The 26033-nt window shown below is 72.1% G+C and carries 24 protein-coding genes; 2 read left to right on the forward strand and 22 right to left on the reverse strand.

The window, feature by feature from the left end; translation table 11 throughout:
* Positions 1–14 precede the first annotated feature (14 nt).
* From ACFYXV_RS01010 to ACFYXV_RS01055, 10 genes are all read right to left on the reverse strand, one after another.
* Entirely contained in the window at positions 15–194 is a 180-nt protein-coding gene (locus ACFYXV_RS01010; protein ID WP_229345000.1) for a hypothetical protein, read from the reverse strand.
* Between the two features lie 62 nt (positions 195–256).
* The gene (gene gatA, locus ACFYXV_RS01015) at positions 257–1753 is read right to left on the reverse strand and encodes an Asp-tRNA(Asn)/Glu-tRNA(Gln) amidotransferase subunit GatA (protein ID WP_383348106.1); all 1497 of its coding nucleotides are present in this window, start codon (positions 1751–1753) and stop codon (positions 257–259) included.
* 5 nt (positions 1754–1758) lie between these two features.
* Positions 1759–2055 (reverse strand): Asp-tRNA(Asn)/Glu-tRNA(Gln) amidotransferase subunit GatC, encoded by a 297-nt coding sequence (gene gatC, locus ACFYXV_RS01020; protein WP_007266718.1) that lies wholly within the window; start codon positions 2053–2055, stop codon positions 1759–1761.
* Between the two features lie 134 nt (positions 2056–2189).
* Entirely contained in the window at positions 2190–4397 is a 2208-nt protein-coding gene (locus ACFYXV_RS01025; protein ID WP_389381727.1) for a putative bifunctional diguanylate cyclase/phosphodiesterase, read from the reverse strand.
* A gap of 397 nt (positions 4398–4794) precedes the next feature.
* Positions 4795–7008 (reverse strand): NAD-dependent DNA ligase LigA, encoded by a 2214-nt coding sequence (gene ligA / locus ACFYXV_RS01030; protein ID WP_385471585.1) that lies wholly within the window; start codon positions 7006–7008, stop codon positions 4795–4797.
* Between the two features lie 31 nt (positions 7009–7039).
* Entirely contained in the window at positions 7040–8023 is a 984-nt protein-coding gene (locus ACFYXV_RS01035; RefSeq protein ID WP_385471582.1) for a methionine synthase, read from the reverse strand.
* On the reverse strand, positions 8020–8709 hold the full coding sequence (locus ACFYXV_RS01040) for an SDR family oxidoreductase (protein WP_385471579.1): 690 nt from the start codon (positions 8707–8709) through the stop codon (positions 8020–8022). The genes ACFYXV_RS01035 and ACFYXV_RS01040 overlap by 4 nt, the downstream gene beginning before the upstream one ends.
* 42 nt (positions 8710–8751) lie before the next feature.
* Complete coding sequence (locus ACFYXV_RS01045; protein WP_389381728.1) at positions 8752–9705, reverse strand: hypothetical protein; 954 nt, start codon at positions 9703–9705, stop codon at positions 8752–8754.
* Positions 9705–10049, reverse strand: a complete 345-nt coding sequence (locus tag ACFYXV_RS01050) for a DUF1330 domain-containing protein (protein WP_385471572.1) — start codon at positions 10047–10049, stop codon at positions 9705–9707. The genes ACFYXV_RS01045 and ACFYXV_RS01050 overlap by 1 nt, the downstream gene beginning before the upstream one ends.
* Positions 10050–10142: 93 nt before the next feature.
* Complete coding sequence (locus ACFYXV_RS01055) at positions 10143–11132, reverse strand: GlxA family transcriptional regulator (RefSeq protein ID WP_385471569.1); 990 nt, start codon at positions 11130–11132, stop codon at positions 10143–10145.
* Between the two features lie 114 nt (positions 11133–11246).
* Here ACFYXV_RS01055 and ACFYXV_RS01060 point away from each other — a divergent pair, with 114 nt between their 5' ends.
* The gene (locus ACFYXV_RS01060) at positions 11247–12170 is read left to right on the forward strand and encodes an NADP-dependent oxidoreductase (protein WP_385471565.1); all 924 of its coding nucleotides are present in this window, start codon (positions 11247–11249) and stop codon (positions 12168–12170) included.
* Between the two features lie 16 nt (positions 12171–12186).
* Here the strand turns inward: ACFYXV_RS01060 and mnmA are convergent, their stop codons facing one another.
* Positions 12187–13347 (reverse strand): tRNA 2-thiouridine(34) synthase MnmA, encoded by a 1161-nt coding sequence (gene mnmA, locus ACFYXV_RS01065; RefSeq protein WP_385471562.1) that lies wholly within the window; start codon positions 13345–13347, stop codon positions 12187–12189.
* 69 nt (positions 13348–13416) lie between these two features.
* Here mnmA and ACFYXV_RS01070 point away from each other — a divergent pair, with 69 nt between their 5' ends.
* Positions 13417–14088, forward strand: coding sequence for an N-acetylmuramoyl-L-alanine amidase (locus ACFYXV_RS01070; protein WP_389381729.1), 672 nt, complete (start codon positions 13417–13419; stop codon positions 14086–14088).
* A 22-nt stretch (positions 14089–14110) separates the two neighbouring features.
* Here the strand turns inward: ACFYXV_RS01070 and ACFYXV_RS01075 are convergent, their stop codons facing one another.
* From ACFYXV_RS01075 to ACFYXV_RS01125, 11 genes are all read right to left on the reverse strand, one after another.
* Complete coding sequence (locus ACFYXV_RS01075; protein WP_385471556.1) at positions 14111–15274, reverse strand: cysteine desulfurase family protein; 1164 nt, start codon at positions 15272–15274, stop codon at positions 14111–14113.
* Positions 15275–15377: 103 nt separating this feature from the next.
* A complete protein-coding gene (locus ACFYXV_RS01080; RefSeq protein WP_383348139.1) occupies positions 15378–16229 on the reverse strand; it encodes a thioesterase family protein in 852 nt (283 codons plus the stop codon).
* Positions 16230–16286: 57 nt separating this feature from the next.
* Entirely contained in the window at positions 16287–16943 is a 657-nt protein-coding gene (locus ACFYXV_RS01085) for a trimeric intracellular cation channel family protein (RefSeq protein WP_385471552.1), read from the reverse strand.
* A 124-nt stretch (positions 16944–17067) separates the two neighbouring features.
* Positions 17068–18147, reverse strand: coding sequence for an ABC transporter ATP-binding protein (locus ACFYXV_RS01090; RefSeq protein ID WP_385471549.1), 1080 nt, complete (start codon positions 18145–18147; stop codon positions 17068–17070).
* 5 nt (positions 18148–18152) lie between these two features.
* Positions 18153–19256, reverse strand: a complete 1104-nt coding sequence (locus ACFYXV_RS01095) for an ABC transporter ATP-binding protein (RefSeq protein ID WP_389381730.1) — start codon at positions 19254–19256, stop codon at positions 18153–18155.
* On the reverse strand, positions 19253–20254 hold the full coding sequence (locus ACFYXV_RS01100; RefSeq protein ID WP_382985786.1) for an ABC transporter permease: 1002 nt from the start codon (positions 20252–20254) through the stop codon (positions 19253–19255). The genes ACFYXV_RS01095 and ACFYXV_RS01100 overlap by 4 nt, the downstream gene beginning before the upstream one ends.
* A 117-nt stretch (positions 20255–20371) precedes the next feature.
* Positions 20372–22132, reverse strand: a complete 1761-nt coding sequence (locus ACFYXV_RS01105) for an ABC transporter substrate-binding protein (RefSeq protein ID WP_385476714.1) — start codon at positions 22130–22132, stop codon at positions 20372–20374.
* Positions 22133–22173: 41 nt separating this feature from the next.
* Positions 22174–23166, reverse strand: coding sequence for an ABC transporter permease (locus ACFYXV_RS01110; protein ID WP_385476711.1), 993 nt, complete (start codon positions 23164–23166; stop codon positions 22174–22176).
* A gap of 492 nt (positions 23167–23658) precedes the next feature.
* Positions 23659–24399, reverse strand: coding sequence for an enhanced serine sensitivity protein SseB C-terminal domain-containing protein (locus ACFYXV_RS01115; RefSeq protein ID WP_048474737.1), 741 nt, complete (start codon positions 24397–24399; stop codon positions 23659–23661).
* Positions 24400–24455: 56 nt separating this feature from the next.
* The gene (locus tag ACFYXV_RS01120) at positions 24456–25193 is read right to left on the reverse strand and encodes an enhanced serine sensitivity protein SseB (RefSeq protein WP_389381731.1); all 738 of its coding nucleotides are present in this window, start codon (positions 25191–25193) and stop codon (positions 24456–24458) included.
* A 94-nt stretch (positions 25194–25287) separates the two neighbouring features.
* Positions 25288–25968: an AAA family ATPase gene (locus ACFYXV_RS01125; protein ID WP_385476706.1), complete on the reverse strand. Its 681-nt coding sequence runs from the start codon at positions 25966–25968 to the stop codon at positions 25288–25290.
* Positions 25969–26033: the final 65 nt, after the last annotated feature.

A 26033-nucleotide genomic window follows, 5' to 3' on the forward strand; every position in this document is an offset into this window, starting at 1 on the left:
TGAAACTTTCCCTCTCAGCCCAGCAGGACGTCGTCGTCGCCCAGGCGCTTCAGCTCGCGGTACAGGATCGCGAGACCGGTGACGATGGCGGCGGCGGACACGACGGCGTCGACGAGCTTCAGCGTGTCGTGCTCGGTGCGGGCCTTCTTGACCTGCTTGATCACGCCGAGGGCGCCGAAGGCGGTGGTGCCCATCGACAGGTACGTGCCGGTCTTGGACTTCTTGAAGCCCTTGGCCTTGGTCAGTGCACTGGTGCTCACAGGGACGGTGCCTCCTCAAGCAGCGGGTGACCCCAGCGTGCGACGAAGGCCGCCTCCACGGCGGCGCCGACCTTGTACAGCCGGTCGTCCTTCATCGCCGGGGCGATGATCTGGAGCCCGACCGGCAGGCCGTCCTCCGGCGCCAGGCCGCACGGGAGCGACATGGCGGCGTTGCCGGCCAGGTTGGTCGGGATGGTGCACAGGTCCGCGAGGTACATGGCGAGGGGGTCGTCGGTGCGCTCGCCGATCGCGAAGGCGGTGGTCGGGGTCGTCGGGGAGACGATCACGTCGACCTGCTCGAAGGACTTCTCGAAGTCCCGCGTGATGAGCGTGCGGACCTTCTGGGCGGAGCCGTAGTACGCGTCGTAGTAGCCGGAGCTCAGCGCGTACGTGCCCAGGATGATGCGGCGCTTGACCTCGTCGCCGAAGCCGGCTTCGCGGGTGAGCGCGGTGACGTCCTCGGCGGACTTGGTGCCGTCGTCGCCGACGCGCAGGCCGTAGCGCATGGCGTCGAAGCGGGCCAGGTTCGAGGAGCACTCGGACGGCGCGATCAGGTAGTACGCGGCCATCGCGAGGTCGAAGGAGGGGCAGTCCAGCTCGACGATCTCGGCGCCCAGCTCCTTGAGGAGCTCGACGGACTCGTTGAAGCGCTGGACGACGCCGGCCTGGTAGCCCTCGCCGGCGAACTGCTTGACGACGCCGACGCGCATGCCGGCGACGGAGCCGTTGCGGGCCGCCTCGACGACCGGCGGGACCGGGGCGTCGATGGAGGTGGAGTCCATCGGGTCGTGGCCGGCGATGACCTCGTGCAGGAGCGCCGCGTCCAGGACCGTACGGGCGCAGGGCCCGCCCTGGTCGAGGGAGGAGGAGAAGGCGACCATGCCGTAGCGGGAGACGCCGCCGTACGTGGGCTTCACGCCGACCGTGCCGGTGACGGACGCGGGCTGGCGGATGGAGCCGCCGGTGTCCGTGCCGATCGCGAGGGGGGCCTGGAAGGCGGCCAGCGCGGCCGCGGAGCCGCCGCCGGAGCCGCCGGGGATGCGGGTGAGGTCCCAGGGGTTGCCGGTGGGCCCGTACGCGCTGTTCTCGGTGGAGGACCCCATGGCGAACTCGTCCATGTTGGTCTTGCCGAGGATGACGACGTCGGCTTCCTTGAGCTTGCGCGTCAGGGTGGCGTCGTACGGCGGGATCCAGCCTTCGAGGATCTTCGAGCCGACGGTGGTCGGGACCCCGACGGTGGTGAAGATGTCCTTGAGGGCGAGCGGGACGCCGGCCAGCGGGCCCAGCTTCTCGCCGCGCTCGCGCTTGGCGTCGACGGCGCGCGCCTGGGCGAGGGCACCCTCGCGGTCGACGTGCAGGAAGGCGTGGACCTTCTCGTCGGTCGCGTCGATGCGGGCCAGGTGGGCCTCGGTGACCTCGACGGCCGTGAGCTCGCCGGAGGCGATCTTCTCGGCGGTCTGGGCGGCCGTGAGCTTGATGATCTGGTCAGTCATGGTTGTTAGTCCTCCCCCAGGATCTGCGGCACCTTGAAACGCTGCTGCTCCTGGGCGGGAGCGCCGGAAAGCGCCTGCTCGGGGGTGAGCGACGGACGGACCTCGTCCGCGCGCATGACGTTCGTCAGCGGCAGCGGGTGGGAGGTCGGCGGGACGTCTTGGTCGGCGACCTCGGAGACGCGGGCGACCGCGCCGATGATGTCGTCGAGCTGTCCGGCGAAGTGGTCGAGCTCTTCGCTCTTCAGTTCCAGACGTGCCAGCCGAGCGAGGTGGGCGACCTCCTCGCGCGTGATGCCAGGCATGCAGCGATCCTCTGGGGGTGGTGAGTGTGTAGTTTCGTGGCCAATCCTATGGGGCGGGGCCCCGGACCCACGAAACCGTTTGCCGCCGGGGGGCCGCTCCGGCCCCCGGACCCTTCGCCGCGCGCCGCTCCCGGCTACGGGGCCGGGGTTTCCGCCGGTGCCGCGGCCGGGGCGGCCGACAGTTCCGCCGTGATGTCCGCCGGCCGGCGCCAGCCGCGTTCACCGCGGGCCAGCAGCCAGGCCGTGGCCTCCTGCGGGGGCATCGCGGCCGCGACGAGCCAGCCCTGGACGGCGTCGCAGCCCAGGTCGCGCAGGCGCTCCCAGGTCTCGTCGTCCTCGACGCCCTCGGCGACGACGAGCAGCCCCAGAGAGTGCGCCAGGTCGACGGTGCAGCGGACGATCTCCGCGTCCTGCGCGTCGACCGCGAGCCGCGCCACGAACGAGCGGTCGATCTTCAGCTCGCTGACCGGCAGCCGTCGCAGGTGCACGAGGGAGGAGTAGCCGGTGCCGAAGTCGTCGAGCGACATCTTGACGCCGTGGCCGGTCAGACCCGCCATGGTGTCGGCGGCCCGCTGCGGGTCCTCCAGCAGCACGTGTTCCGTTATCTCCAGCTGGAGGCCGCTGGCCGGGACCCCGTGCCGGGCCAGCCGGGCCGCGACGGCGCCCGCGAAGCCGGGGGTGTGGACGTCGCGCGGCGAGACGTTGACGGCGACCGGGACCTTGAGGCCCTGCGCCCGCCAGCGCGCCACCTGGGCGAGGGCCGTCTCCAGCACGTACTCGGTGAGGTGGGGCATCAGCCCCGAGGTTTCGGCGATCGCGATGAACTCGTCCGGCGACACCCGGCCGCGCTCCGGATGCACCCAGCGCACCAGGGCTTCGAGCCCGGCGACCTGGCCGTCGAAGCGGACCTTGGGCTGGTAGTGCAGTTCCACCTCGCCGGCGTCGAGGGCGCGGCGCAGGTCTCCGAGGAGGCCCAGGCGGTCGGGCGTGTTGCTGTCGCGCTTGGACTCGTACACCTCCACGCCGGTGCGGTCCCGCTTCGCCTGGTACATCGCGACGTCGGCGCGGCACAGCAGCCCCTCCGCGTCGAGCGCGTGGTCGGGGAAGACGGCGAGCCCGGCGCTGGCCTCCAGGACGAGGGTCAGGCCGTCCAGGTCGAGGGGTGAGCTGAGTTCGGCGACGAGGTGGCGGGCGACCCGCTGGGCACTGGTGGTGGAGTCGGCGACGGGCAGGAGTACGGCGAACTCGTCACCGCCGAGGCGTGCGGCCTCGGCGTCCTGGGGCAGGGCCTGGCGGAGCCGGTCGGCGATCTGGAGCAGCAGCCGGTCGCCGGCGAGGTGGCCCAGCGTGTCGTTGACCGCGCGGAAGCGGTCCAGGTCGATCAGCACAAGAGCAGACCGGGTGCCCAAACGTTCAGCCTCGTCCAGGGCGGACCAGGCCCGCTCCAGCAGCCACTGCCGGTTCGGCAGCCCGGTCAGCGGATCGCGCAGCTGCTCCTCGGCGCGCGCCCGGGCGATCCACAGGGTGGAGTCGAGGGCGATCAGGGGTACGGCGAACAGCGGTAGCAGCACCGGCTGCGTCACGGCGACCACGCAGATCAGCGGCGCGATGCCGAGCAGGGCGACCGCGACTAAGACCTGGCGGAGCAGGGCCGTGCGGGCGACGGTGGGCAGGGAGCCGCCGCGCGGGGTCTGCGCGAGCCACAGCAGGACCTTGGTGACCAGCAGGTAGGCGAGGGCCACCAGGACGATCTCCGGGACCGCCTCCAGCCCCCAGGTGGTGGGCCGCCAGGGGGACTCGACGGTCGGCTCCTCGCCGAACGCGGCGAGTACGAGGGCCCCGGCCCCGATGCCGAGGATGTCGGTGGCGCCGTGCAGCAGCCCCTGCCGCCAGCGGTGCCGGCGTGCGGCCCCGACCAGGGAGACCACCGCGAGCGAGACCAGTCCCGCGGGCACCCACCCGTAGAGGACGAGCACGCCGAGGGTGAGCGCCGCGCCCGAACCGGTGCCGCCCCACCAGCGGTCGCGGCCGAGTGCGACGAGGTGGCCGACGATGATGCCGGTCAGCAGGGCCAGCGCCCAGCCGACCGGGCCGCCGGGGAACAGGGCGTGACGCTCGCTCAGCGCGGAGACGATGCCGATCGCGAGGACGACGGCGGACAGGCCCACGACGATGAACGGCAGCACGGTGCGCTGCGCCGCCGCTCTGCCCGGGCCCATACCGGAGTCGAGCGGGTGGGTGTCCGGTGTCCTGGCGCCCAGGACACCGAGCCGGCCCGTCCGCATGGACGGGATCTCCCCGCCGACATCAGGTGACGGGTCGGCGCTTTCGGTGGGTTTCATGCCCGTCCCTCTCACAGCCGGCAATGCCGATGCCACGCGATGGCCCCGATGTCATGCCATCACGGCCGGAAGCGCATCACGCAGCCGTGCACGACAGGCGCCCCCCTCAACAGTAGGACGCGGGAGGCCCCCAGGGGCAGCGGTCGGCGGCGGTTGCCCGAATGCGGCCCAGCCATCCTCATCAGTACGGTATCCGCCGAACGGGTGAGTTCGGACCAGGACTCCCGGGTCACCCATCCGATGATCCGACAGGTCACCACCCTGCGAACAGCCCTGTACCGGCCTTTTACCACCGGGAGTTGCGCCTGGCGTGCGCCCGCCCGTACGGCCGCACGCCACGCATCCGTTCGCCTTCGCCACTCCCCCGCCGCGGGACCCGCGTGTCGGCCGGGCCCTGTTACTCCGCCGCGGCGACGCCGTCCACCGGGAGCGCCGCCTCGCGCGCCGCGTCCGGGCCCTGTTCGAGGAGGACCGCGAAGCCCGCGTCGTCGAGGACGGCCAGCTTCAGCTGCACCGCCTTGTCGTACTTGGAGCCCGGGTTCTCGCCGACCACGACGAACGAGGTCTTCTTCGAGACGGATCCCGTCACCTTGGCGCCTCGGCTCTGCAGGGCCTCCTTCGCGCCGTCGCGCGTGTGGCTCTGCAAAGTGCCGGTGACGACGACGGTCAGGCCCTCCAGCGGGCGCGGCCCCTGGTCCTCGCCGGAACCCTCCTCCTCCATCCGCACCCCGGCCTCGCGCCACTTGCGCAGAATCTCCTGGTGCCAGTCGACGGCGAACCACTCCTTGACCGCCGCCGCGATGATCGGCCCGACGCCCTCGGTCGCGCCGAGCTCCTCCTCGGTGGCCTGCTCGATCCGCTCGATCGAGCGGAACTCGCGGGCCAGGGTCTGCGCCGCGACGGGGCCCACGTGACGGATGGAGAGGCCGTTGATGAAGCGGGCCAGCGGCCGCTCCCTGGCGGCCGCGATGTTCTCCAGCATGGACAGGGCGTTCTTCTTCGGCTCGCCCTTCTGGTTGGCGAAGACCGTGACGATCTTCTCCTCGCCGGTCTTCGGATCGCGCTTGGGCAGCCCGCTGTCGGCGTCCAGGACGTACGCCTTGATGGGCAGCAGCTGCTCGATGGTGAGGCCGAACAGGTCGCCCTCGTCGAGCATCGGCGGCTCGGCCGGCTCCAGCGGGTTGGTGAGCGCGGCCGCGGCCACGGCGCCGAAGTTCTCGATGTCCAGGCAGTCGCGGCCGGCCAGGTAGAAGAGCCGCTCGCGCAACTGGGCCGGGCAGGTCTGCCCGTTGGGGCAGCGGAGGTCGATGTCGCCCTCCTTCATCGGCCGCAGCGCCGTCCCGCACTCGGGGCACTCGGCCGGCATGACGAACTCCCGCTCGGTGCCGTCACGCAGGTCCACCACGGGGCCGAGGATCTCGGGGATCACGTCGCCGGCCTTGCGCAGCACCACCGTGTCCCCGATGAGCACGCCCTTGGCCTTGACGACCTCCTGGTTGTGCAGGGTCGCGAACTCGACTTCCGAGCCCGCCACCGTCACCGGCTCCACCTGCGCGTACGGGGTCACCCGGCCGGTGCGGCCGACGCCGACCTTGATGTCGATCAGCTTGGTGTTGACCTCTTCGGGGGCGTACTTCCAGGCGATCGCCCAGCGCGGGGCGCGGGCCGTGGAGCCCAGGCGGCCCTGGAGCGGGATCTCGTCGAGCTTGACGACGACCCCGTCGATCTCGTGCTCGACCGAGTGCCGGTTCTCGCCGAAGTGGGCGATGAACTCGCGGACCTCGGCGAGCGAGGACACCGCCTTGTTGTGCCGGGCCGTGGGCAGGCCCCACTCGCCGAGCAGCTCGTACGCGTGGCTGAGCTTGTCGATCTCGAAGCCCTCGCGCGCGCCGATGCCGTGCACGACCATGTGCAGCGGGCGGGTGGCGGTGACCTTCGGGTCCTTCTGGCGCAGCGAACCGGCCGCCGCGTTGCGCGGGTTGGCGAAGGGCTTGTCGCCCGCCCCGACGAGCCGGGCGTTGAGCTCCTCGAACTTCTCCATCGGGAAGAAGACCTCGCCGCGGATCTCGACCAGATCCGGGATCCGGTCGCCCTTGAGGCGGTCGGGGATGTCCGCGATGGTGCGCACGTTGGGCGTGATGTCCTCGCCGGTGCGGCCGTCGCCGCGGGTGGCGGCCCGGGTCAGTCGGCCCTTCTCGTACGTGAGGTTGACGGCGAGGCCGTCCACCTTGAGCTCGCACAGGTAGTGGAAATCGGGGGTGTTGACGTCCCGGGCCACCCGCTCGGCCCAGGCCGCCAACTCCTCGTCGTCGAAGGCGTTGTCGAGGGAGAGCATGCGCTCCCGGTGCTCGACGGACGCGAAGTCCGTCTCGTACGCCCCGGCCACCTTCTGGGTGGGCGAATCGGGCGTGCGCAGCTCCGGGTACTGGCCCTCCAGCGCCTCCAGCGAGCGCAGCAGCTTGTCGAACTCGGCGTCGCTGACGACCGGCTGGTCGTTCACGTAGTACCGGAAGCGGTGCTCCTCGACCTGCTCGGCCAGCAGCGCGTGCTGCTCTCGCACCGCCGCCGGTGCGGCCGCGCCGTCGCCGGCCTGCTTCTGTTCGGCTGCCATGCCGTGTCCTCCCGTGGCCCGTCTGTTTCCGTCACTCAGGGTTGTCGGCGAGCGACCTCGCCGCCCTGGCGCAGTGCGCCTGCGCGGCGCGCGCGTAGGCGGGCGAAGCGCCCGCCAGACCGCACGCCGGGGTGACCACGACGGACTCCGCCAGAGCCCCCGGGGCCAGTCCCAACCTGCGCCAGAGCTTCCTGACACCCATGACGCTACCGCCCGGGTCCGACAACGGGGCGTCGGTGCCCGGCACCACTCCGGCGAAGAGTTTCGTGCCGCTTTCCACGGCCTCGCCGATGGCGTCGTCCTCGCGCTCCGTGAGCAGGGAGAAATCGAACGACACTCCCGTGACACCGGCTCGCCGGAGCAGGCCGAAGGGCACCTCGGGCGCGCACGAGTGGACGACGACCTCCCCGTCGTGGACGGCGAACAGCTCGCGCAGAGCGCCCTCGACGACCTGCCGGTCCACGGCCCGGTACGTGCGGTACTTGCTCGCGGACCGTACGCGGCCCAGCAGCACCGCGGTCAGGGACGGCTCGTCGAGCTGGAGCACGATCTCGGCGCCGGGGATGCGCTTCCTGACGTCCGCCAGGTGGTCGCGCAGCCCCTCCGCGAGGGATCCGGCCAGGTCGCGGCAGGCGCCGGCGTCCTGGAGCACGGCCTCGCCGCCGTGCAGCTCCAGGGCGGTGGCCAGCGTCCACGGGCCGACGGCCTGGACCTTGAGCTTCCCCTGGTACCCCTGGGTGAACTCCTCCAGGGCGTCGAGGTCCTCGCCCAGCCAGGACCGTGCCCGCTTCGAGTCCCGGCCGGGTCGGTCGCTGATCCGCCAGCCGCTGGGCTCGACGTGGGCGTACATGTCGACGAGCAGCCCGAGGGAGCGGCCGATCATGTCCGCGCCGGGGCCGCGGGCGGGGAGCTCGGGGAGGTACGGGAAGTCCTCGAAGGAGCCGGTGGCGGTCTTGGCGGCCTCGCGTGCGTCGCCGCCGGGGAGCGAGCCGACGCCGGTGGCGCCCGCGGTCATCGGCCGGGCCTGACGCTCAGGTCGTTGACCTCGGCGTCGCGGGGCAGGTCGACGGCCATGACGATCGTGGTGGCCACGGACTCGGGGTCGATCCAGTCGGCGGGGTCGTACTCCTTGCCCTCCTGCGAGCGCACCTTGGCCTGCATGGCGGTCGCGGTCCGGCCGGGGTAGACGGAGGTGACGCGGACGCCGTTCGGCTTCTCCTCGGCGCGCAGCGAGTCGGCGAGGGCCTTGAGCCCGTGCTTGGAGGCGGCGTACGCGCTCCAGTCGGCGTGGGCGTTGAGGCCGGCGCCGGAGTTCACGAAGACCACGGTGGCGCGGGAGGCGCGCAGGGTGGGCAGCAGCAGGCGGGTGACCTCGGCGGGGGCGATCAGGTTCACGTTGAGCTGCTGGTGCCAGGTCTTGGGGCGCAGCTCGCCCACGGGGCCGAGGTCGACGATCCCGGCGATGTGCAGGAGCGAGTCGATCCGTTCGGGCATGGGCTGCTTGGAGAAGGCCCACGACAGCCGGTCGGGGTCGGCGAGGTCGCCGACGAGCGCCCGGGAGCCGGGGTAGCGCTCGACGAGCTGCTTGCCGCGGGCGGCGTCACGGGCGAGCAGGACGAGGTCGTCGCCGCGGGCGTGCAGGCGCGCGGCGACGGCGGCGCCGATGCCCGCGCCGGCACCGGTGATCAGGTGAGTAGCCATACGCCCCATGCTCGCACCCCCGGCGGGCTGCCCCGGTCCGGGTCAGGGACGGACGGCCGCCCCGTGGGCGGCCTCGACCGCGGCGCGGGCGGCGGCCGCCTGTGCGGCGGTGACGGCGGGGCCGAAGCCCTGGCCGACGAACATGCGCGGGTGCGCCGCGACGAGCCGTGCCCGGGCGTCGGCCCGCGGCCCGGACCACCGCTCCAGGGCCTCGTCGCGCACCTCGGCCAGCGCGGCGGCGCGGTCGGGCACGGGCGGGGCGAAGCGGCCGCCGGCGGCCCGGACGTGCTCGGTCCAGCGGTCCTCCCAGAACTCCACCGTCCAGCCCGGCCAGCGGTCGGCGACGTCGTGGCCGCGGGCCCGGGCCGTGGTCAGCCACCAGCCGACCCGGCGCCGGCGCGGGTCCACGTGGATGCCGGCGTCCGCGTACAGCCGGTGGCTGCCGTGGTCCGGTGCTCCCCGCAGCCGGTCCAGCAGCGCGGGCCCCTCCTCGACGGGGTGGTCGTTGATGGCGCCGAGCACGTGACAGCGGTCGGCGCCGATGGTGACCACGGCGACCAGCGGGTCGGGTTCGGCCAGTTCCTCGTCGTCCGGCCCCAGCACCGGGCAGGGGAACACGGCGGCCTCCGCCTCCTGCACGCCGCCGTGCCCGAGGTGGGCCCGCAGGCCGCTCTGGCCGTCGTAGAGCCAGCGCACCTCCCAGCCGGGCCAGGCGCGGCGCAGCAGCTCCAGGGTGACGGCCCGGGTGCGCAGCGAGGCGATGTGGCCCTCCCATGCGAAGACCAGCAGGAGACGGCGCTCACGGTCGGCCAGGACGCCCGCCTCCGTCATGTCATCGGGGTACCAGCTCTCCTCCCGCACGTGGCCGCCCAGGAACGGGAACACGGTGTCCGGACCGGCCAGGAGGTCGAGGTCCAGCCCCACGGCCCCGTAGGAGGAGCGGTGGCGGACGGGGCCGCCGGGGCCGCAGAGCACGAACACGGCCCGGTTGCCCATCAGAACCCGGCCTCGGCGCGCAGGCGGGCCGCCGTCTTCGCGGCGTCGTAGCCGGGCGGGACGCCGTCGACGAGGATGACCTCGCCCGGGATGTGGTCCGTGCGGAGGGGGAGGATGGCCTGATAGGCCTCGGAGGCGTACCAGGCCCGGGCGCGCTCCACGTCCGGGAAGGCGATCACGACGACCGTGCCGGGGAAGGGGCCCTCCAGGACCTCAACCTCCGTGCCGTGGACGAGGAAACGGCCCTCGAAGGGGTCCATCGTCGACTGGATCTCCTCGATGTAGCGGAGGACGTCCTCGTTCAGGGTCTCGGGGCGTATGTGGGCGATGGCGTACGCGGTCACGGGTCTGGCCTCCGCAGTCTCAAGTGCTGTGCCGGATCGGGCTGTCGGTCCGATCCTGCCAAGACGGGGAGCCGCAGGCCATGACCTCCGGGGTCATGCCCCGACGGGAACGGCGCTGCCCGGCCGGAAGGTCCTGCGGTAGGCGATCGGCGAGATGCCGAGGGCGGCCCGCATGTGCTGGCGCAGCGAGTTGGCGGAGCCGAAGCCCGACCGGTGCGCGACCAGGTCCACCGGCAGGTCGCTGGACTCCAGCAGCTGGCGGGCGACTTCGAGGCGCTGGACGGTGAGCCACTGCACCGGGGTCATGCCCACCTCGTCACGGAAGCGCCGGGTGAAGGTGCGCAGGCTCATCCGGGCGTGGGCGGCCAGCTCGGCCAGGGTGACCGGCTCCGCGAGCCGCTCCAGGGCCCAGGCGCGGGTGGCGGTGGTGGTGGCGACGGTGGGCTCGGGGACGGGCCGGTCGATGTACTGCGCCTGCCCGCCGTCGCGCCAGGGCGGTACGACGCACAGCCGCGCGGCGCGGTTGGCGACGGCGGTGCCGTGGTCGGCGCGGATCAGGTAGAGGCACAGGTCGATGCCGGCGGCCACGCCGGCCGAGGTGAGGACGTCCCCGTCGTCGACGAAGAGCACGTCCTCGTCGAGCTTGACCCGCGGGAAGGCGCGCTGGAACTCCGGCGCGTGCTCCCAGTGGGTGGTGGCCGCCCGCCCGTCGAGCATCCCGGCGGCGGCGAGCACCTCGGAGCCGGTGCAGATCGACACGATCCGGGTGCCGGGCCGGATGACGGCGAGGGCCTCGGCGAGGGCCTGCGGCAGGGGCTCGCCGCGCAGCAGGCCCGGCATGGCGTGGGTGGGCGGGACGATCACGGTGTCGGCCGCGGCGAGGGCCTCGGAGCCCGCCGTCACGCCGACGGAGAAGCCCGCGTCGCTGTTCACGGGCAGGCCGTCGGCGGTGCAGACGGTGACCTCGTACAGGGCGCTGCCGTCCTCGTCGCGGGCGTTGCCGAAGACCCGCGAGGGCATGCCGAGCTCGAACGGGGCGACGCCCTCCAGGGCGAGTACGGCGATTCGGTGCACAACGGTCATGGCCAGATCCTGTCACATGGTGGCCGTTCGGCCAACACCATGCGGCCGGGACGGCGGCCAAGCTGGATGCACCGGCCGGGAAAACCGGTACGGAAAGCAATGAAGGAGACAGTTATGCGTGCCGTCGTCGTGAGCCAGTGGGGCGGGCCGGAGGTTCTCACCGAGGTCGAGGCGGAGCGCCCCGAGCCGGGCCTGAACGAGATCCTCGTACGGGTCCACGCGGCCGGCGTGAACCCGGTGGACTGGAAGACCCGGGCCAGCGGCGGCCTCATCGGCTGGGGCGAGGTCCCGATGGTCGGCTGGGACGTCTCGGGCACCGTCGAGGCGGTCGGACCGGGCGTGACGCTGTACCGCGCGGGCGACGAGGTGTACGGGATGCCGAACTTCCCGCGCCAGGCGGGCGGCTACGCCGAGTACGTGGCCGCCCCGGCCCGGCACTTCGCCCGCAAGCCGGCCTCCCTGGACCACGTACAGGCCGCCGCGCTGCCGCTGGCCGCGCTGACCGCCTGGCAGGCCCTGGTGGACACGGCCGGGGTCACGGCCGGACAGCGGGTGCTGGTCCACGCCGCGGCCGGCGGGGTCGGCCACCTCGCGGTGCAGATCGCCAAGGCCCGCGGCGCGTACGTGATCGGCACGGCCAGCGCGGCCAAGCACGAGCTGCTGCGCGGGCTGGGCGCCGACGAGGTGCTCGACTACCGCACCACCGACTTCGAGGACGCCGTCTCCGGCGTGGACGTCGTGATCGACGCGGTCGGCGGCGACTACGGACAGCGCTCGCTGAAGGTGCTGAAGCCGGGCGGGCACCTGGTGACGCTGCCGGGCCCGGACGGCCTCCCGGCCGACCCGCAGGGCGTGCACGCCTCCTGGGTCCTGGTGGAGCCGGACCTCAAGGGGCTGCAGGAGATCGCCTCGCTCGCCGACCGCGGTCTGCTGAAGCCGCTGGTCGACACGGTCCTGCCGCTGGAGCAGGCCGCGAAGGCCCACGAGATCGGCGAGCGGGGCCGCACCACCGGCAAGATCGTCCTGACCGTCGCCTAGGCGGCCGGAACGGCCCTCAGACGGCGGCCGCGGCCCGGGTGGTCGTCGCGATGGTGGCGGAGCCGACCACGCGCGTGCCGTCGTAGAGGACGATCGCCTGGCCGGGGGCCACGCCCCGGACCGGCTCCGTGAAACGCACCCGCAGCTCGCCGTCCACGAGCTCGGCGAAGACCTCGGTCTCGCCGCCGTGGGCGCGCAGCTGCGCGGTGTACGTGCCCGGGGCGGCGGCCGCGGCGCCGCACCAGCGGGGGCGGATCGCGGTCAGGGCGGCGACGTCGAGGGCCTCGGCGGGGCCGACGGTGACGGTGTTGTTCACCGGGGAGATGTCGAGGACGTAGCGCGGCTTGCCGTCGGGGGCCGGGTGGCCGATCCGCAGGCCCTTGCGCTGGCCGATGGTGAAGCCGAAGGCGCCGTCGTGGGTGCCGACCTTCTCGCCGCTCGCCTCGTCGACGATGTCGCCCTCGGCCTTGCCGAGGCGGCTCGCGAGGAAGCCCTGGGTGTCTCCGTCGGCGATGAAGCAGATGTCGTGGCTGTCGGGCTTCTTCGCGACGGCCAGGCCCCGCTCCTCGGCCTCGGCGCGGATCTCTTCCTTGGTGGTGAGGGTGTCGCCGAGCGGGAAGAGGGCGTGGGCCAGCTGCTTCTCGTCGAGGACGCCGAGGACGTAGGACTGGTCCTTGGCCATGTCGGAGGCGCGGTGCAGCTCGCGCGAGCCGTCCTCGTTCAGGACGACGGTCGCGTAGTGGCCGGTGCACACGGCGTCGAAGCCGAGGGCGAGGGCCTTGTCGAGCAGGGCCGCGAACTTGATCTTCTCGTTGCAGCGCAGACAGGGGTTGGGGGTGCGCCCGGCCTCGTACTCGGAGATGAAGTCCTCCACGACGTCCTCGCGGAAGCGCTCGGCGAGGTCCCACACGTAGAACGGGATGCCGATGACGTCGGCCGCGCGGCGGGCGTCGCGGGAGTCCTCGATGGTGCAGCAGCCGCGGGCGCCGGTCCGGAAGGACTGCGGGTTCGCGGAGAGCGCGAGGTGGACGCCGGTCACGTCGTGCCCGGCTTCGACGGCGCGGGCGGCGGCGACGGCGGAGTCCACGCCGCCGGACATGGCGGCCAGGACGCGAAGTGGGCGTCCCCCCAGCGCAGCGAGGGGGAGGCGTGAGGTGCGCGGCAGGTTCTCAGTCATAGCACCGTCCAGAGTACGGGGGAACCGGCCGGGGTCACAGCGCGTTAGCACGTGCAGGGGGTGGATCACATGGGGAGCAGGGTCGGGGCCGAGCCGGAGGCGGGACCGCGCAGGACGCGCCGTGCGGTGCTGTTCGGGGGCCTGGGGGTCTTCGCGGTGGCGGCGATCGCGGGGCAGGACGAGCTGCGGCGCGCCTGGTGGCTGCTGCCGGGCGTGGGCAAGCCGCGCAAGGAGGGCGAGGTGGACCACGCGGGCGTGGGGTGGACGTCGGCCTCGCCGGCGAACTGGCGGATGGCGGACCGGCCCGGGGACTACCGGGTGGACCGGATCGTGGTGCATGTCACGCAGGGCAGCTTCGCGTCCTCGGTGGACGCCTTCAGGAATCCGTTCCACCAGGCGTCCGCGCACTACATCGTCGGCCAGGACGGGCGCATAGAGCAGATGGTGCGCGAGATGGACGTCGCCTTCCACTCGGGGAACCGCTCGATGAACGAGCGCAGCGTGGGCATCGAGCACGAGGGCTTCGTGGACCGGCCGCAGGACTTCACGGAGGCGCTGTACGCGGCTTCGGCCCGTCTCGCCGCCGACGTCTGCCGCCGCTACGGCATACCCGTGGACCGTTCGCACATACTGGCCCACTCCGAGGTCCGGGGTACCGACCACACGGACCCGGGCCCCCACTGGGACTGGGACCGCTACCTGGTCCTGGTCCGCTCGGAGCTCGCGGCCATCCCGGCCTGACCGGCCCTGCCCGACGAGCGGCCTAGCTGAGGCCCGCCGTACGTGCGCGTTCGACGGCCGGGCCGATCGCCGCGGCCACGGCGGCGACGTCCTCCTTGGTGGAGGTGTGGCCGAGGGAGAAGCGCAGGGTGCCGCGGGCCAGTTGCGGATCGGTGCCGGTGGCCAGCAGGACGTGGCTGGGCTGGGCCACGCCGGCGGTGCAGGCGGAGCCGGTGGAGCACTCGATGCCCTGGGCGTCCAGCAGGAGCAGCAGCGAGTCGCCCTCGCAGCCGGGGAAGCTGAAGTGCGCGTTGGCCGGGAGCCGGCCCTCGGGGTCCCCGCCGAGCACGGCGTCGGGTACTTGGCGCAGCACGGCGGCGACCAGTTCGTCGCGCAGGGCGCCGATCTCGGCGGCGAACCGCTCGCGCCGTTCCGCGGCGATCACGGCGGCCACCGCGAAGGCGGCGATGGCGGGCACGTCGAGGGTCCCGGAGCGCACGTGCCGCTCCTGGCCGCCGCCGTGCAGGACGGGTACGGGGCTCTGGTCGCGGCCGAGCAGCAGCGCGCCGATGCCGTACGGGCCGCCGATCTTGTGGCCGCTGACGGTCATCGCGGCGAGGCCGCTGTCGCCGAAGCGGACGTCGAGCTGTCCGAAGGCCTGGACCGCGTCGGAGTGCAAGGGGACGTCGAACTCACGGGCGACGGCGGCCAGTTCACGGACCGGCATGACGGTGCCGATCTCGTTGTTGGCCCACATGACGGTGGCCAGGGCCACGTCGCCGGGGTTGCGCGCGATGGCCTCGCGCAGGTCGTCGGGGTGCACGCGGCCGTAGCGGTCGACGGGGAGGTACTCGATCCGGGCGCCCTCGTGCTCACCGAGCCAGTGGACGGCGTCGAGGACGGCGTGGTGCTCGACGGGGCTGGCGAGCACCCGGGTCCGGGCGGGGTCGGCGTCGCGGCGGGCCCAGTAGAGGCCCTTGACGGCGAGGTTGTCGGCCTCCGTGCCGCCCGCGGTGAAGACCACCTCGCTCGGGCGGGCGCCGAGTGCCTCGGCGAGGGCCTCGCGGGCCTCCTCGACGGTACGGCGGGCACGGCGGCCGGCGGCGTGGAGGGAGGACGCGTTGCCCGTGGCGGCGAACTGCGCGGTCATCGCCGCAGCGGCCTCCGGGAGCATCGGGGTGGTGGCGGCGTGGTCGAGGTAGGCCATGATCCCCTGATTCTACGAGTCCCCTCCCGGGCCCCGGACCCCCCGGTGCGGTGGGGGGCCCGGGGCGGCCGGGAACGGGGGCCCGCAGTGGCCGGGATCCCGGTCAGCGCGGGGCGCGGGCCAGTTGGCGGGACTGGGCCACCAGGTGGCCGGCGGAGTCCCAGACCTCGGCGTCCTCCTCCAGGAAGCCGCCGGCCAGGTTCCGGGTGGTGATGGAGATCCGCAGCGGGCCGGGGGCCGGGCGCCGGCGGACGTGCGCGGTGAGCTCGATGGTGGGGCTCCAGCCCATCAGGCCCAGGTCGAAGCAGGTCGGCGGCAGCGCGTCCACCGCGAGGAGCATCGACAGCGGATCGGCGTCGCGGCCGTCGGCCAGCTCGAACCAGGCCCGCATCTCGCCCTTGCCGGAGGGCGCGCCGACGGCCCAGCCCGCGGTGGCCGGATCCAGCCGCAGCCGGAGGCGGTCCACGATCGCGTTGCTGCCGGGGATCGGGGCCGGGCCGGCCTCCGGGCCGAGGCAGTCCTCGTACGCCGGGAACACCGGCGGGACGGCGGTGGTGCGGACGTCGTCCGGGAGGGAGGCGAGGTCGCCGTAGGAGGCGACGACCCGGATCCGCTCGATCTCGGCGCCGCTCTCGTCGTACTGGAAGAGGGAGGCCTGGCCGGTGGAGAGGGTGCGCCCGATCCGGACGACCTCGGTGCGGATCACGGCGGGGCCGGGCACCGACGAGGTCAGGTAGTGGGCGGAGACGGTGAAGGGGTCCGGGTGCGGCAGGGCCGCCGACAGGGCCCGGCCGACCAGGGCCAGCAGATAGCCGCCGTTCACGGCGGTGATGATCGTCCACCCGGCGGAGAGCTCCGCGTCGTACACGCCGGACTCGTCCGCGCGTGCGGTGACGGTGGTGTCCCGGTCGAATTCACTGTCGCCGATGGAGGCCTGGGCCGCTGCGTATGCCATGGATTCAGCCTACCGCCGGTAGCTACTAAGCGGTAGCTTTCCATTGCTACATGCAGGTTACGGCTCCTCGGCCACCGAGGAGCGGCGGTTCCAGGCCAGCGGCGCCCTCCAGTGGTAGCGCATGGCGAGGAGCCGGAGCACGAACGTGGTGACGATCGCCGCGGCGGTCGTGGCGGCGTTGAGGGCGTCGAAGGCGATGGACAGGGCCACCATCGCGGCGCCGACGATGGCGGGCACGGCGTACATCTCGCGGTCGCGCAGCAGCGAGGGCACGTCGTTGGCCAGGACGTCGCGCAGGACGCCCCCGCCGACGGCCGTGGCCACGCCGAGCGCGGCGGAGGCGGTGAGTCCGAGGCCGTACTCGTAGGCCTTGGTCGTGCCGGTGACGCAGAACAGGCCGAGGCCGGCCGCGTCGAACACGTTGATGGCGCGGTTGATCCGCTGGACCTCGGGGTGGAGGAAATAGACGATGACCGCCGCGACCAGCGGGGTCACGAAGAAGCTGAGCTCGCCGAAGGCGGCCGGCGGGACGGCGCCGATCACGAGGTCGCGGAAGAGGCCGCCGCCGAGGGCGGTGACGAGCGCGAGCACGCAGATGCCGAAGACGTCGAAGTTCTTGCGTACGGCGAGCAGCGCGCCCGCGGTGGCGAAGACGAAGATGCCGGCGAGGTCCAGGGCATGCTGGATCCCGGGCGGGAAGAGATCGTGGAGCACCGCCCCATTGTGCAGCGCGCCCGGCCGGCGGTTCGACGCGTCCGGCCCGGGCGCCCGAACGCCGCCGTCCCGGGGCTCCGGTCGGAGGCCCGGGACGGCGGCGTGGCGGCGGCGCGGCGGCGGATTACTCCGAGACCACGGCCAGGGCTTCCGCCGCGCCCGGCAGGGCCGGGTCGCCGGGGGCCTGGTCGGCGGCGTTCTCCGGGTGGTGGCAGGCCACCTGGTGGCCCGTGGCCGGCGTCAGCATCGGCGGCTCCTGCGTGGTGCAGATCTGCGTGGCCTTCCAGCACCGCGTGTGGAAGCGGCAGCCGGAGGGCGGCGAGATCGGTGACGGGACGTCGCCCTTGAGCAGGATGCGCCCGCTCTTCGCACCGCGCCGGCGCGGGTCCGGCACCGGCACGGCCGACAGCAGCGCCTTGGTGTACGGGTGCATCGGGGTCTCGTAGAGCGACTTGCGGTCGGTCAGCTCCACGATCTTGCCGAGGTACATCACCGCGATGCGGTCCGACACGTGCCGGATGACCGACAGGTCGTGCGCGATGATCACGTAGGTGAGGCCGAGCTCCTCCTGGAGGTCGTCCAGCAGGTTCACGACCTGCGCCTGGATCGACACGTCCAGCGCCGAGACCGGCTCGTCGGCGACGACCAGCTTCGGATTGAGGGCCAGCGCGCGGGCGATGCCGATGCGCTGGCGCTGGCCGCCCGAGAACTCGTGCGGGTACCGGTTGTAGTGCTCCGGGTTGAGGCCCACCAGGGACAGCAGTCGCTGCACCTCCGCCTTCAGGCCGCCCTCGGGCTGGACGCCCTGGAGCTTGAAGGGGGCGCCGACGATCGTGCCGACCGTGTGCCGCGGGTTCAGCGAGCCGTACGGGTCCTGGAAGATCATCTGCACGTCGCGGCGCATCGGCCGCATCGCGGAGACCCCGAGGTGCGTGATGTCGCGCCCCTCGAACTCGACCGTGCCGCCCGTCGGCTCCAGCAGGCGCGTGATCAGCCGGCCCATCGTCGACTTGCCGCAGCCGGACTCGCCGACCACGCCGAGCGTCTCACCGCGGCGGACGTCGAAGTCGATGCCGTCCACGGCCTTGACGGCCCCGACCTGCCGGCGCAGCAGGCCCTTGTTGATGGGGAAGTGCTTGACCAGGCCGGTCACCTTCAGCAGCGGCTGCGCCTCGGAGGCCTGCGGCGCGTCCGTCTTCTTCATGTCGCTCACAGCTTCGGCGCAATCTCTTCGGTCCAGATCCGGGTCCGCTCCTCGTGCGACATGTGGCACGCGGACCAGTGCCGGCTGCCGTCCTCGGTCAGCTCGGGCCGCTGGGTGCGGGTGATGCCGCCCTTGGGGACGTCGGCGTACGGGCAGCGCGGGTTGAAGGCGCAGCCGCTCGGGATGTTGATGAGGCTGGGCGGCGAGCCCTTGACCGGGATCAGGCGCTCGGTCTGCTCGCGGTCGATGCGCGGCATGGAGCCGAGCAGGCCCCAGGTGTAGGGGTGGCGGGGTTCGTAGAAGACCTTCTCGGCGGTGCCGCGCTCGATGCACCGGCCGCCGTACATCACGAGGATGTCGTCGGCCATCTCGGCGACCACGCCGAGGTCGTGCGTGATCATGATGACCGCGGAGCCGAACTCCTTCTGGAGGTCGCGGATCAGGTCGAGGATCTGCGCCTGGACGGTGACGTCGAGGGCGGTGGTCGGCTCGTCCGCGATGAGCAGTTCGGGGTTGTTGACGAGCGCCATCGCGATCATCGCGCGCTGGCGCATACCGCCCGAGAACTCGTGCGGGTACGCGTCCACGCGCCGCTGCGGCTCCGGGATGCCGACGCGGTCGAGCATCTCGACCGCCCGGGTGCGGGCGGTCTTCTTGTCGACGTCGTGGTGGGTCCGGTACGCCTCGATGATCTGCTTGCCGACCGAGTAGTACGGGTGCATCGCGGACAGCGGGTCCTGGAAGACCATCGCCATCTTGTGGCCGCGCAGCCGCCGCACGTGGTCGGCGTCGGCCCGTACGAGGTCCTCGCCGTCGAGCACGACCTGGCCCGAGATGTGCGGGCGGCTGCGGGCGTTGCCGGTGCGGTGCAGGCCCATGATGGCCAGCGAGGTCACCGACTTGCCGGAGCCGGACTCGCCGACGATGCCGAGCGTCTTGCCGCGCTCCAGGTCGAAGGAGAGTCCGTCGACGGACTTGACCAGGCCGTCGTCGGTCGGGAAGTGCACCTTGAGGTCGCGTACGGACAGGAAGGCCGTGCCCTGGGACGGCGGCCCGGCCTGCTCGGGCACGAACGCGGGCCCGCTGCCGGTGGTGGGGTTCTCGGTCACGTCAGCCTCACGCGCGGGTCGATGACGGCGTACAGCAGGTCCACGATCAGGTTGGCCATCACCACGAACAGAGCGGCGAGCAGGGTGACGCCCATGATCACGGGCAGGTCGCCCTGGCCGATGGCGGCGACGGCCGCCGTCCCCAGACCCTGGAAGTTGAAGGTCGTCTCGGTGAGCACCGCGCCGCCGAGGAGTCCGCCGAGGTCGAGGCCGAACATCGTGACGATCGGGGTGAGGGTGGAGCGCAGGGCGTGCTTGCGGATGACCACGCCCTCCTTGAGTCCCTTGGCGCGGGCGGTGCGGATGTAGTCCTCGCCGAGCACGTCCAGCATCGTGGCGCGGGTGATGCGGGCGTAGGTGGCGGCGAACAGGAAGGCCAGGGTCACCCAGGGCAGGATCATGGAGTTGAGCCAGGCCACCGGATCCTCGGTGAGTGGTCGGTAGTTGGACACGTCCAGCCAGCCGAGTCCGTAGACGAAGATCGCGGGGGCCACCATGCCGGTGAAGAAGATCGGCAGGGAGACGCCGGCGAGCGCACCGACCATCACGGTGCGGTCGATGGCGGTCCGGCGTTTGAGCGCCGAGACCACACCGGTCGCCACACCGGCGATCACCCAGATGACCGCCGCGCCGAGGGCGAGCGAGAGGGTGACCGGCATGCGGTCGACCATGGTCTCCCAGACGGGCGCCTCGGTCTTGAAGGAGTATCCGAAGCAGGGAGCGGCGCAGTGGGTGACATCGGTGCCGCCGTCGTAGTCACGGCCGACGAAGATGCCCTTGACGAAGGTCAGGTACTGCTCGGAGATGGGCTTGTCGAAGCCCATCTTCACGCGGATGCCCGCCAGGGCGGTCTCGTTGGTCTCGCGACCGGCGTACATCAGGGCCGGATCGCTGCCTGTGATCTTGGGGACCGCGAAGAAGATGCCGAAGGTGACCACGGAGACCACCAACAGCGTGGCGACGACGTTGAACAGCCGCCGTATGAGGTAGACGAGCACTGCAGTCGGCCGCCCGGGGCGGGCGGCTGCCGTCCCTCGTGGGGACGGCAGCCGCCGCCTGCGGCCTTCACCTGCCCTTCGGACTAGCGCATGTGCGGTGAAGGCACTTGCCTGCTGTTACTTGGCGGCGATGCCGACCGTGGCCAGGTCGATCTTGCCCATGGAGTCGTTGAAGTAGACGTTCGTCAGACGCGGGTTGTGGTAGACGAAGGCCTTGTCGAAGTTGATGGGAAGGTAGAGCGCCTTCTCCATGACCTTCTTGTTGATGTCCGTGTAGAACGGGGCGGCGGCTTCCGGAGTCGCGGCGGCGGCTGCCGTCTTGAACAGCTGGTTGATCTCCGGGTCGTTGATCATCGTGTAGTTGTTGTTGCCGTTGGGCTGGATGAACGATCCGTCAACGAGCGGCTGCAGGAAGCCCGAACCGGAGTTGTAGTCGGCGCCCCAGCCCATCACGATGATGCCGTAGTTCTTCTTCTTCACGTTCTCGGGCGAACCGATCACGGAGGAGGAGAGCTTGCCGTCGTACTGGTCGATGGTGACCTTGATGCCGACCTTGGCGAGCGAGGCCTGGAGCGACTCGGCCGTCTTCACCTCGGGGGCGCGGTTGTTGCGCACCGCGATGGTGGTCTCGAACCCGTCCGGCTTGCCACAGGCCTTGAGGGCCTCCTTGGCCTTGGCCTCCTGCGGCTCGCCCTTGGTCAGGCTGAAGGGGTCGTAGCCCTTGTCGGCACCGGGGATGCCGGGCGGCAGCATGTTCGCGCCGAGGTCACCGCTGGTCGGGCCGCCGCGGGCGGTCTGCAGGGACTTCGGGTCGGCCGCGTAGATGACGGCCTTGCGGCACTCGATGTTGTCGAACGGCGCGACCGTGGTCGGGAAGGCGAAGTAGCGGATGTAGCCCGTGAACGGGTTGTCCGCGTTGGCCTTCAGCTTCGCGTCCTTGAGGACCTTGTTCTTGCCGGCCTGCTGCATGCCCGTGCCGTCGATGGCGAGGTCGATGTCGCCCGACAGCAGACGCGCGTCCATGTCGTCCGGGTTGGTGGTCACCGTGAAGGAGACCTTGTCCGGCAGACCCTTGCGGATCGTGTCGGTCTTCGGGTCCCAGTTCTCGTTGCGGACGAAGGTCGCGCCCTTGCTCGCGGTGAAGCTCTCGACCTTGTACGGGCCGGTGGAGACGGGCTTGTTGGTGTACGTGGCGCCCGTGTCCTTGGCCTGCGGGACCGGCGAGGAGGACGGCATCGCCAGCAGGTAGCTGAAGTCGGAGTTCGCGCTCGCCAGGTTGAAGACGATCGTCTTGTCGTCCGGCGTCTCGACGGACTTCAGGCCCATCTTGTTGGCGTCGGTGTCCTTGTACGGGCCGGGGTACTTCTGCCCCTGGTCGAGGATGTCGATCAGGTAGGTGGGACCGCCGGACAGCACGTCCTGCGCGAAGACGCGCTCGATGCCGTACTTGAAGTCCTTCGAGGTGATCGGCGTGCCGTCCTCGAACTTGACGCCGTCCTTGATCTTGAGGGTGTACGTCTTGCCCTCGTTGCTCAGGACCGGCAGGGCCTCGGCGAGGTCCGGGACGAGCTTGCTGCCGTCCTTGCCCGGCTTGCTGTCGTACGCGAGCAGCTGACGCACGTAGAGGCGCTGGATGTCCCACACGAAGCCGTAGTAGGCACGCGCCGGGTCGAGGTAGTCGACGTCCTGCGGCGACCAGAGCTTGAGCTCCCCGCCCTTGGCGTCCGAGGGGTTCACCATGCCGGTGGTGGCGGCGTTGAAGGCGGCGCCGCCCTTGCCCTCGGTCTTCGTGTCGCCGTCACTGCCACCGCACGCGGCGGTCAAGGACAGGGCGGCGATCACGGCGGTGATCGCGAATGCCTGCTTTCTGCGGATCACGTTGGTCCAACCTCCATTGGTGGGTGAATCGTTGAAGCGGTTCAGCTGCCCTTGGGGTCGAGTGCGTCGCGCAGCCCGTCCCCGAAGAGGTTGAACGCCAGGACGGTGATGAAGATCGTGATACCGGGGACCACCATGTACGCGGGGTCGTCCTGGTAGATGGGGATGGCGTCGGAGAGCATCTTTCCCCAGGAGGCGGTGGGCGGTTTGACGCCGGCGCCGAGGAAGCTGAGGGCCGCCTCCGTCAGGATGTTGGTCGGGATGAGCAGCGTCGAGTAGACGAGGATCGGCGCGACCAGGTTGGGCAGCAGCTCTTTGATGAGGATGTAGCCGCGCCCGGCGCCGAGGCTGCGCGCCGCCTCGACGTACTCGCGCTCCCGCAGGGAGATCGTCTGGCCGCGGACGATGCGCCCGATGTACGGCCAGCCGAAGAAGCCGATCACGACGATCAGTACGCCCATCCGGACGCCCGAACCCGAGAACCCCCAGAGGGAGTTGGGGACGACGGAGACCAGTGCGATGGTGAACAGCAGCTGCGGGAAGGCGAGCAGCAGGTCCATGATGCGGCTGATGATGCCGTCGACCCAGCCGCCTATGAACCCGGCGAGTGCGCCGAGGAGGCTGCCGATGGTGACCGACACGAAGGCCGACAGGAAGGCGACGACCAGGGAGATGCGGGCGCCGTAGACGATCCGGCTGAACACGTCGCGCCCGTTGGTGGGTTCGACGCCGAGCAGGAAGTCGGAGCTCATGCCGCCGAAGGAGCCGAGCGGTGTGCCGAGGTCCGGGTCGATCAGGTCCTCGTGGAACTCGTTGGGCGGGTGGCCCAGCAGGCTCACGATCTGCGGCGCGAAGACCGCCACCAGGATCAGGAAGATCACGACCACGCCGCCGGTCAGCGCGACCTTGTCGCGCTTGAGCCGCATCCAGGCGATGCGGCCGGGCGAGCGGCCTTCGATGGCCTTGGCTGGGACGTCGGCTACGGACACGGGTGCGGGTGCTTCCGCGCTCGCGTCATGCAGTGGTGCCGTCATCGTGGTGGGGACCCCTCTCGGCCGACGGGTTGCCGGCCCATGCCCGCCGCTGTGGCGGCGTTGGTGCGGAGTGGCGCTCGGAGTGCGTGGTGCTGCGCAGGACGCGCGTGAGGTGCAGGAATTGCGGGAAGTGCCGTGCAAAGCCACAAGCAAAAAATCATTTGCCGAACCGGGCCTTTGAGGCTTGACCGGCTCTTGGGTGGGGAGTCTTCATCGGCGCCGCGATCAGCCGCCAGACCCGCAGATGAATGGATGCGCAACCGTGATGTGAGGGCCGGGTTCCCGTTATCCGGACTTCGCTCTCGCCTGAGCGGATCAAGCCCGTCCGTTCGGTACGCAATCGGACATGGCGCCCAACTCGCGGTAGGACCATGCGTTTTGGACCCACAAGGGCGGCGAAATCCGGACAAGCCGAAGGCCGCGGGGAACGCTCGTTCCCCGCGGCCTTCGGTTGGCTCGATACGGTCGTCCCGGTCCGTGGACCGGGCCTGCTCAGTACGCCGGAGCCTGGCCCTCGCGGTCGTAGAAGGGGCGGGTCTGGGCGCGCAGCCACATCGCGACGGGGTCGTGCTCGTCCGCCAGCGCCACCGTGCACACCGGCACGCCCTCGGGCACCGCGCCGACCGACTGGCGCATCATCTCCCGTACGGATTCCAGCGCGGGCGCGGAGGCGTCGTACAGGTCGAGCCCGACCGCGAGGTACGGCGAGCCCAGCGAGGGCTGCACCCAGGCGCGGCGCAGCGAGCGCACGGCGGGGGTGCGGTGCGCGTGCTGGGTCAGCAGACCGTAGAACTGCGGGAGCTCCAGGGCGGGCTCGGACAGCCGCAGCGGGCCCGCCGGCATCCGGTCGAGGCCGGTGGCGATGCGGCGCAGGTCGGCCCAGGGGATGCCGAGGCCGCCGCCCTGGGCGTGCGGGTTGAGCCACAGGCCCCAGCGGTCCGGGTAGAGGGCGCGGGCGATGTCCCGGCCGGTGACCACCTCGTAGCCCCGGCTCCAGCCGCTGGCGGCCAGCTCCTGGGGGGAGGTCACGCAGGGCGCGTACCCGAGGCCCTCGACCTCCATGCCGCCGTACTGGGCGTCCGGGGAACCCGGCTGGCCCTGCCAGAGCAGCATCCACAGCCGGCCCTCGGCCAGGGCGTGCAGAAGCGACTCGTAGCTCTCGAAGCGCCCGGGCGTCACCTGGCGCATCATGTGCTCGACCTGCCCGGCCGCGGCCGTGCCTGACGCACTCACCCGGTACCCCTCTTCGTCCGCCCGTCCACCCGTATCGGCACCCAGCTTAAGCGGCGCTACGCGAGGTAGAAGGGGCGTACGCGCTCGGCGATGAAGTCGACCACCGGGTCCTGCGCGGCGTCGAGGAGGATCAACTGCACGGGCCAGGGCGGCGCGACGCGGGCCAGGGCCCGGCCGAGGGCGTCCATCGGGGCGTTCCGCATCCCGGGCTCCCATCCCAGCAGCCGGACACCGATGTAGAGCTCCGGTGCCCCGCCCTCGACGCTGGCCAGGCAGCGGTGGGCGGCGGCGACCACGCCGGCGGCGCGGAACTCCTCGGCCGCGGCGGTCAGGAAGTCCACCGGGTCCTCCTGCCAGTCGGGCTCGTAGAGCCGGACGCGGCCACCGGTGGCGGGGCCGTCGAGGGGGGTCCGGCCGGTGCGGCAGAGCTCGGCGACGGCGGGCGGGGGCAGCGGGACGCCGACGGCGCCCTCGGGGTTCACGGCGATGCCGAGCTGCGGGGGCAGGCCGCGGGCGAACTCGACGGCGGGGGCCACGGCGAAGTCCATGGAGGGGCCGGCGCAGGCGCGGAACTGGGCCTCGGAGCTGTAGACGGGTACGTACGGCGCCCCGTTGATCTCCATGGTGGGCAGCGTGAGCGCGCCGGCCGCGTCAGGGGCGGTGCCGCCGGGCAGCGGCACCCAGAGCCGGCTGCGCCCGAGCACCTCGACGATCCGGGCCCCGGCGTCCGCCTGCCCGAGCGCCGCCCCGAGCACCTGCTCCAGCTCGTTGTCCGGCCAGCCGCCGCCCTGCATCTACGCCTCCGCTGTGGTTGTCGCCCCTGCCGTCGCCCGAGGTTAACGGCTCGGGCGGCACCGGACACCGGGGGGCCGGGGAGTGTCCCGCGGATCAGGCGGGGTCCCGGCGGAAGGCTATGCGGGTCACCGACGCGGCCGAGCCGCGGTCCAGCAGGACCGCCGAGGTGCACCCGGCCGGGAGGCGGCCCGATTCCGCCTCGCGCAGCAGCCGGGCCACCGCGCTGCGGTGGCGGGCGAAGGCGTACGCCGACACCCCGCGCCCGCGCGCCTCCTGCCCCGCCAGCGCCTCCTGCGGGCTGGTGTCCAGCAGGAGCAGGTGCAGCGCCCGGCCCCGCCGCCGCGCGGCCGCCGCCAGCAGGCCGCGCACCCAGGACTGCGTTCCGCAGTCGTGGACCACCGCCGAGGCGCCGGAGCGCAGGGTCCGCCAGAGCCCCCAGTAGTGGGCGAGGCGGACGAGCGGCCGGTACACCCCGTACGGCACCGCCTTCGGCATCCGCCGCTCCCAGCGCTCGCGCACGTCCTGGGAGTCGATGCCTCCGCCCTCGGCGGCCCGCTTGATCAGCGTGCTCTTGCCGCCGCCCGGCAGGCCGGACACGACGACGATGTCCCCTTCCGCGAAGCCGAGCCACCGCGGTCCGTGCGCGCCCCGGCCGCGCAGGTCGCGTACGGGAGCCCCCTCGGCGCGCGCCCGCCGGGCCGCCGGCACCCCCACGGACCCCGTCCCGGTCGACGCCAGCACTCCGAATCTCCGCACGGTGATCGCCTCCCCCATCCGGGCCCCGCAGGGGCCCCATGCCCACTGAGTGTAAAGAGACGGTAATCCGGGAGCCCCGGTTC

This window comes from Streptomyces sp. NPDC002181, assembly GCF_042890485.1.
GTDB lineage: Bacteria > Actinomycetota > Actinomycetes > Streptomycetales > Streptomycetaceae > Streptomyces.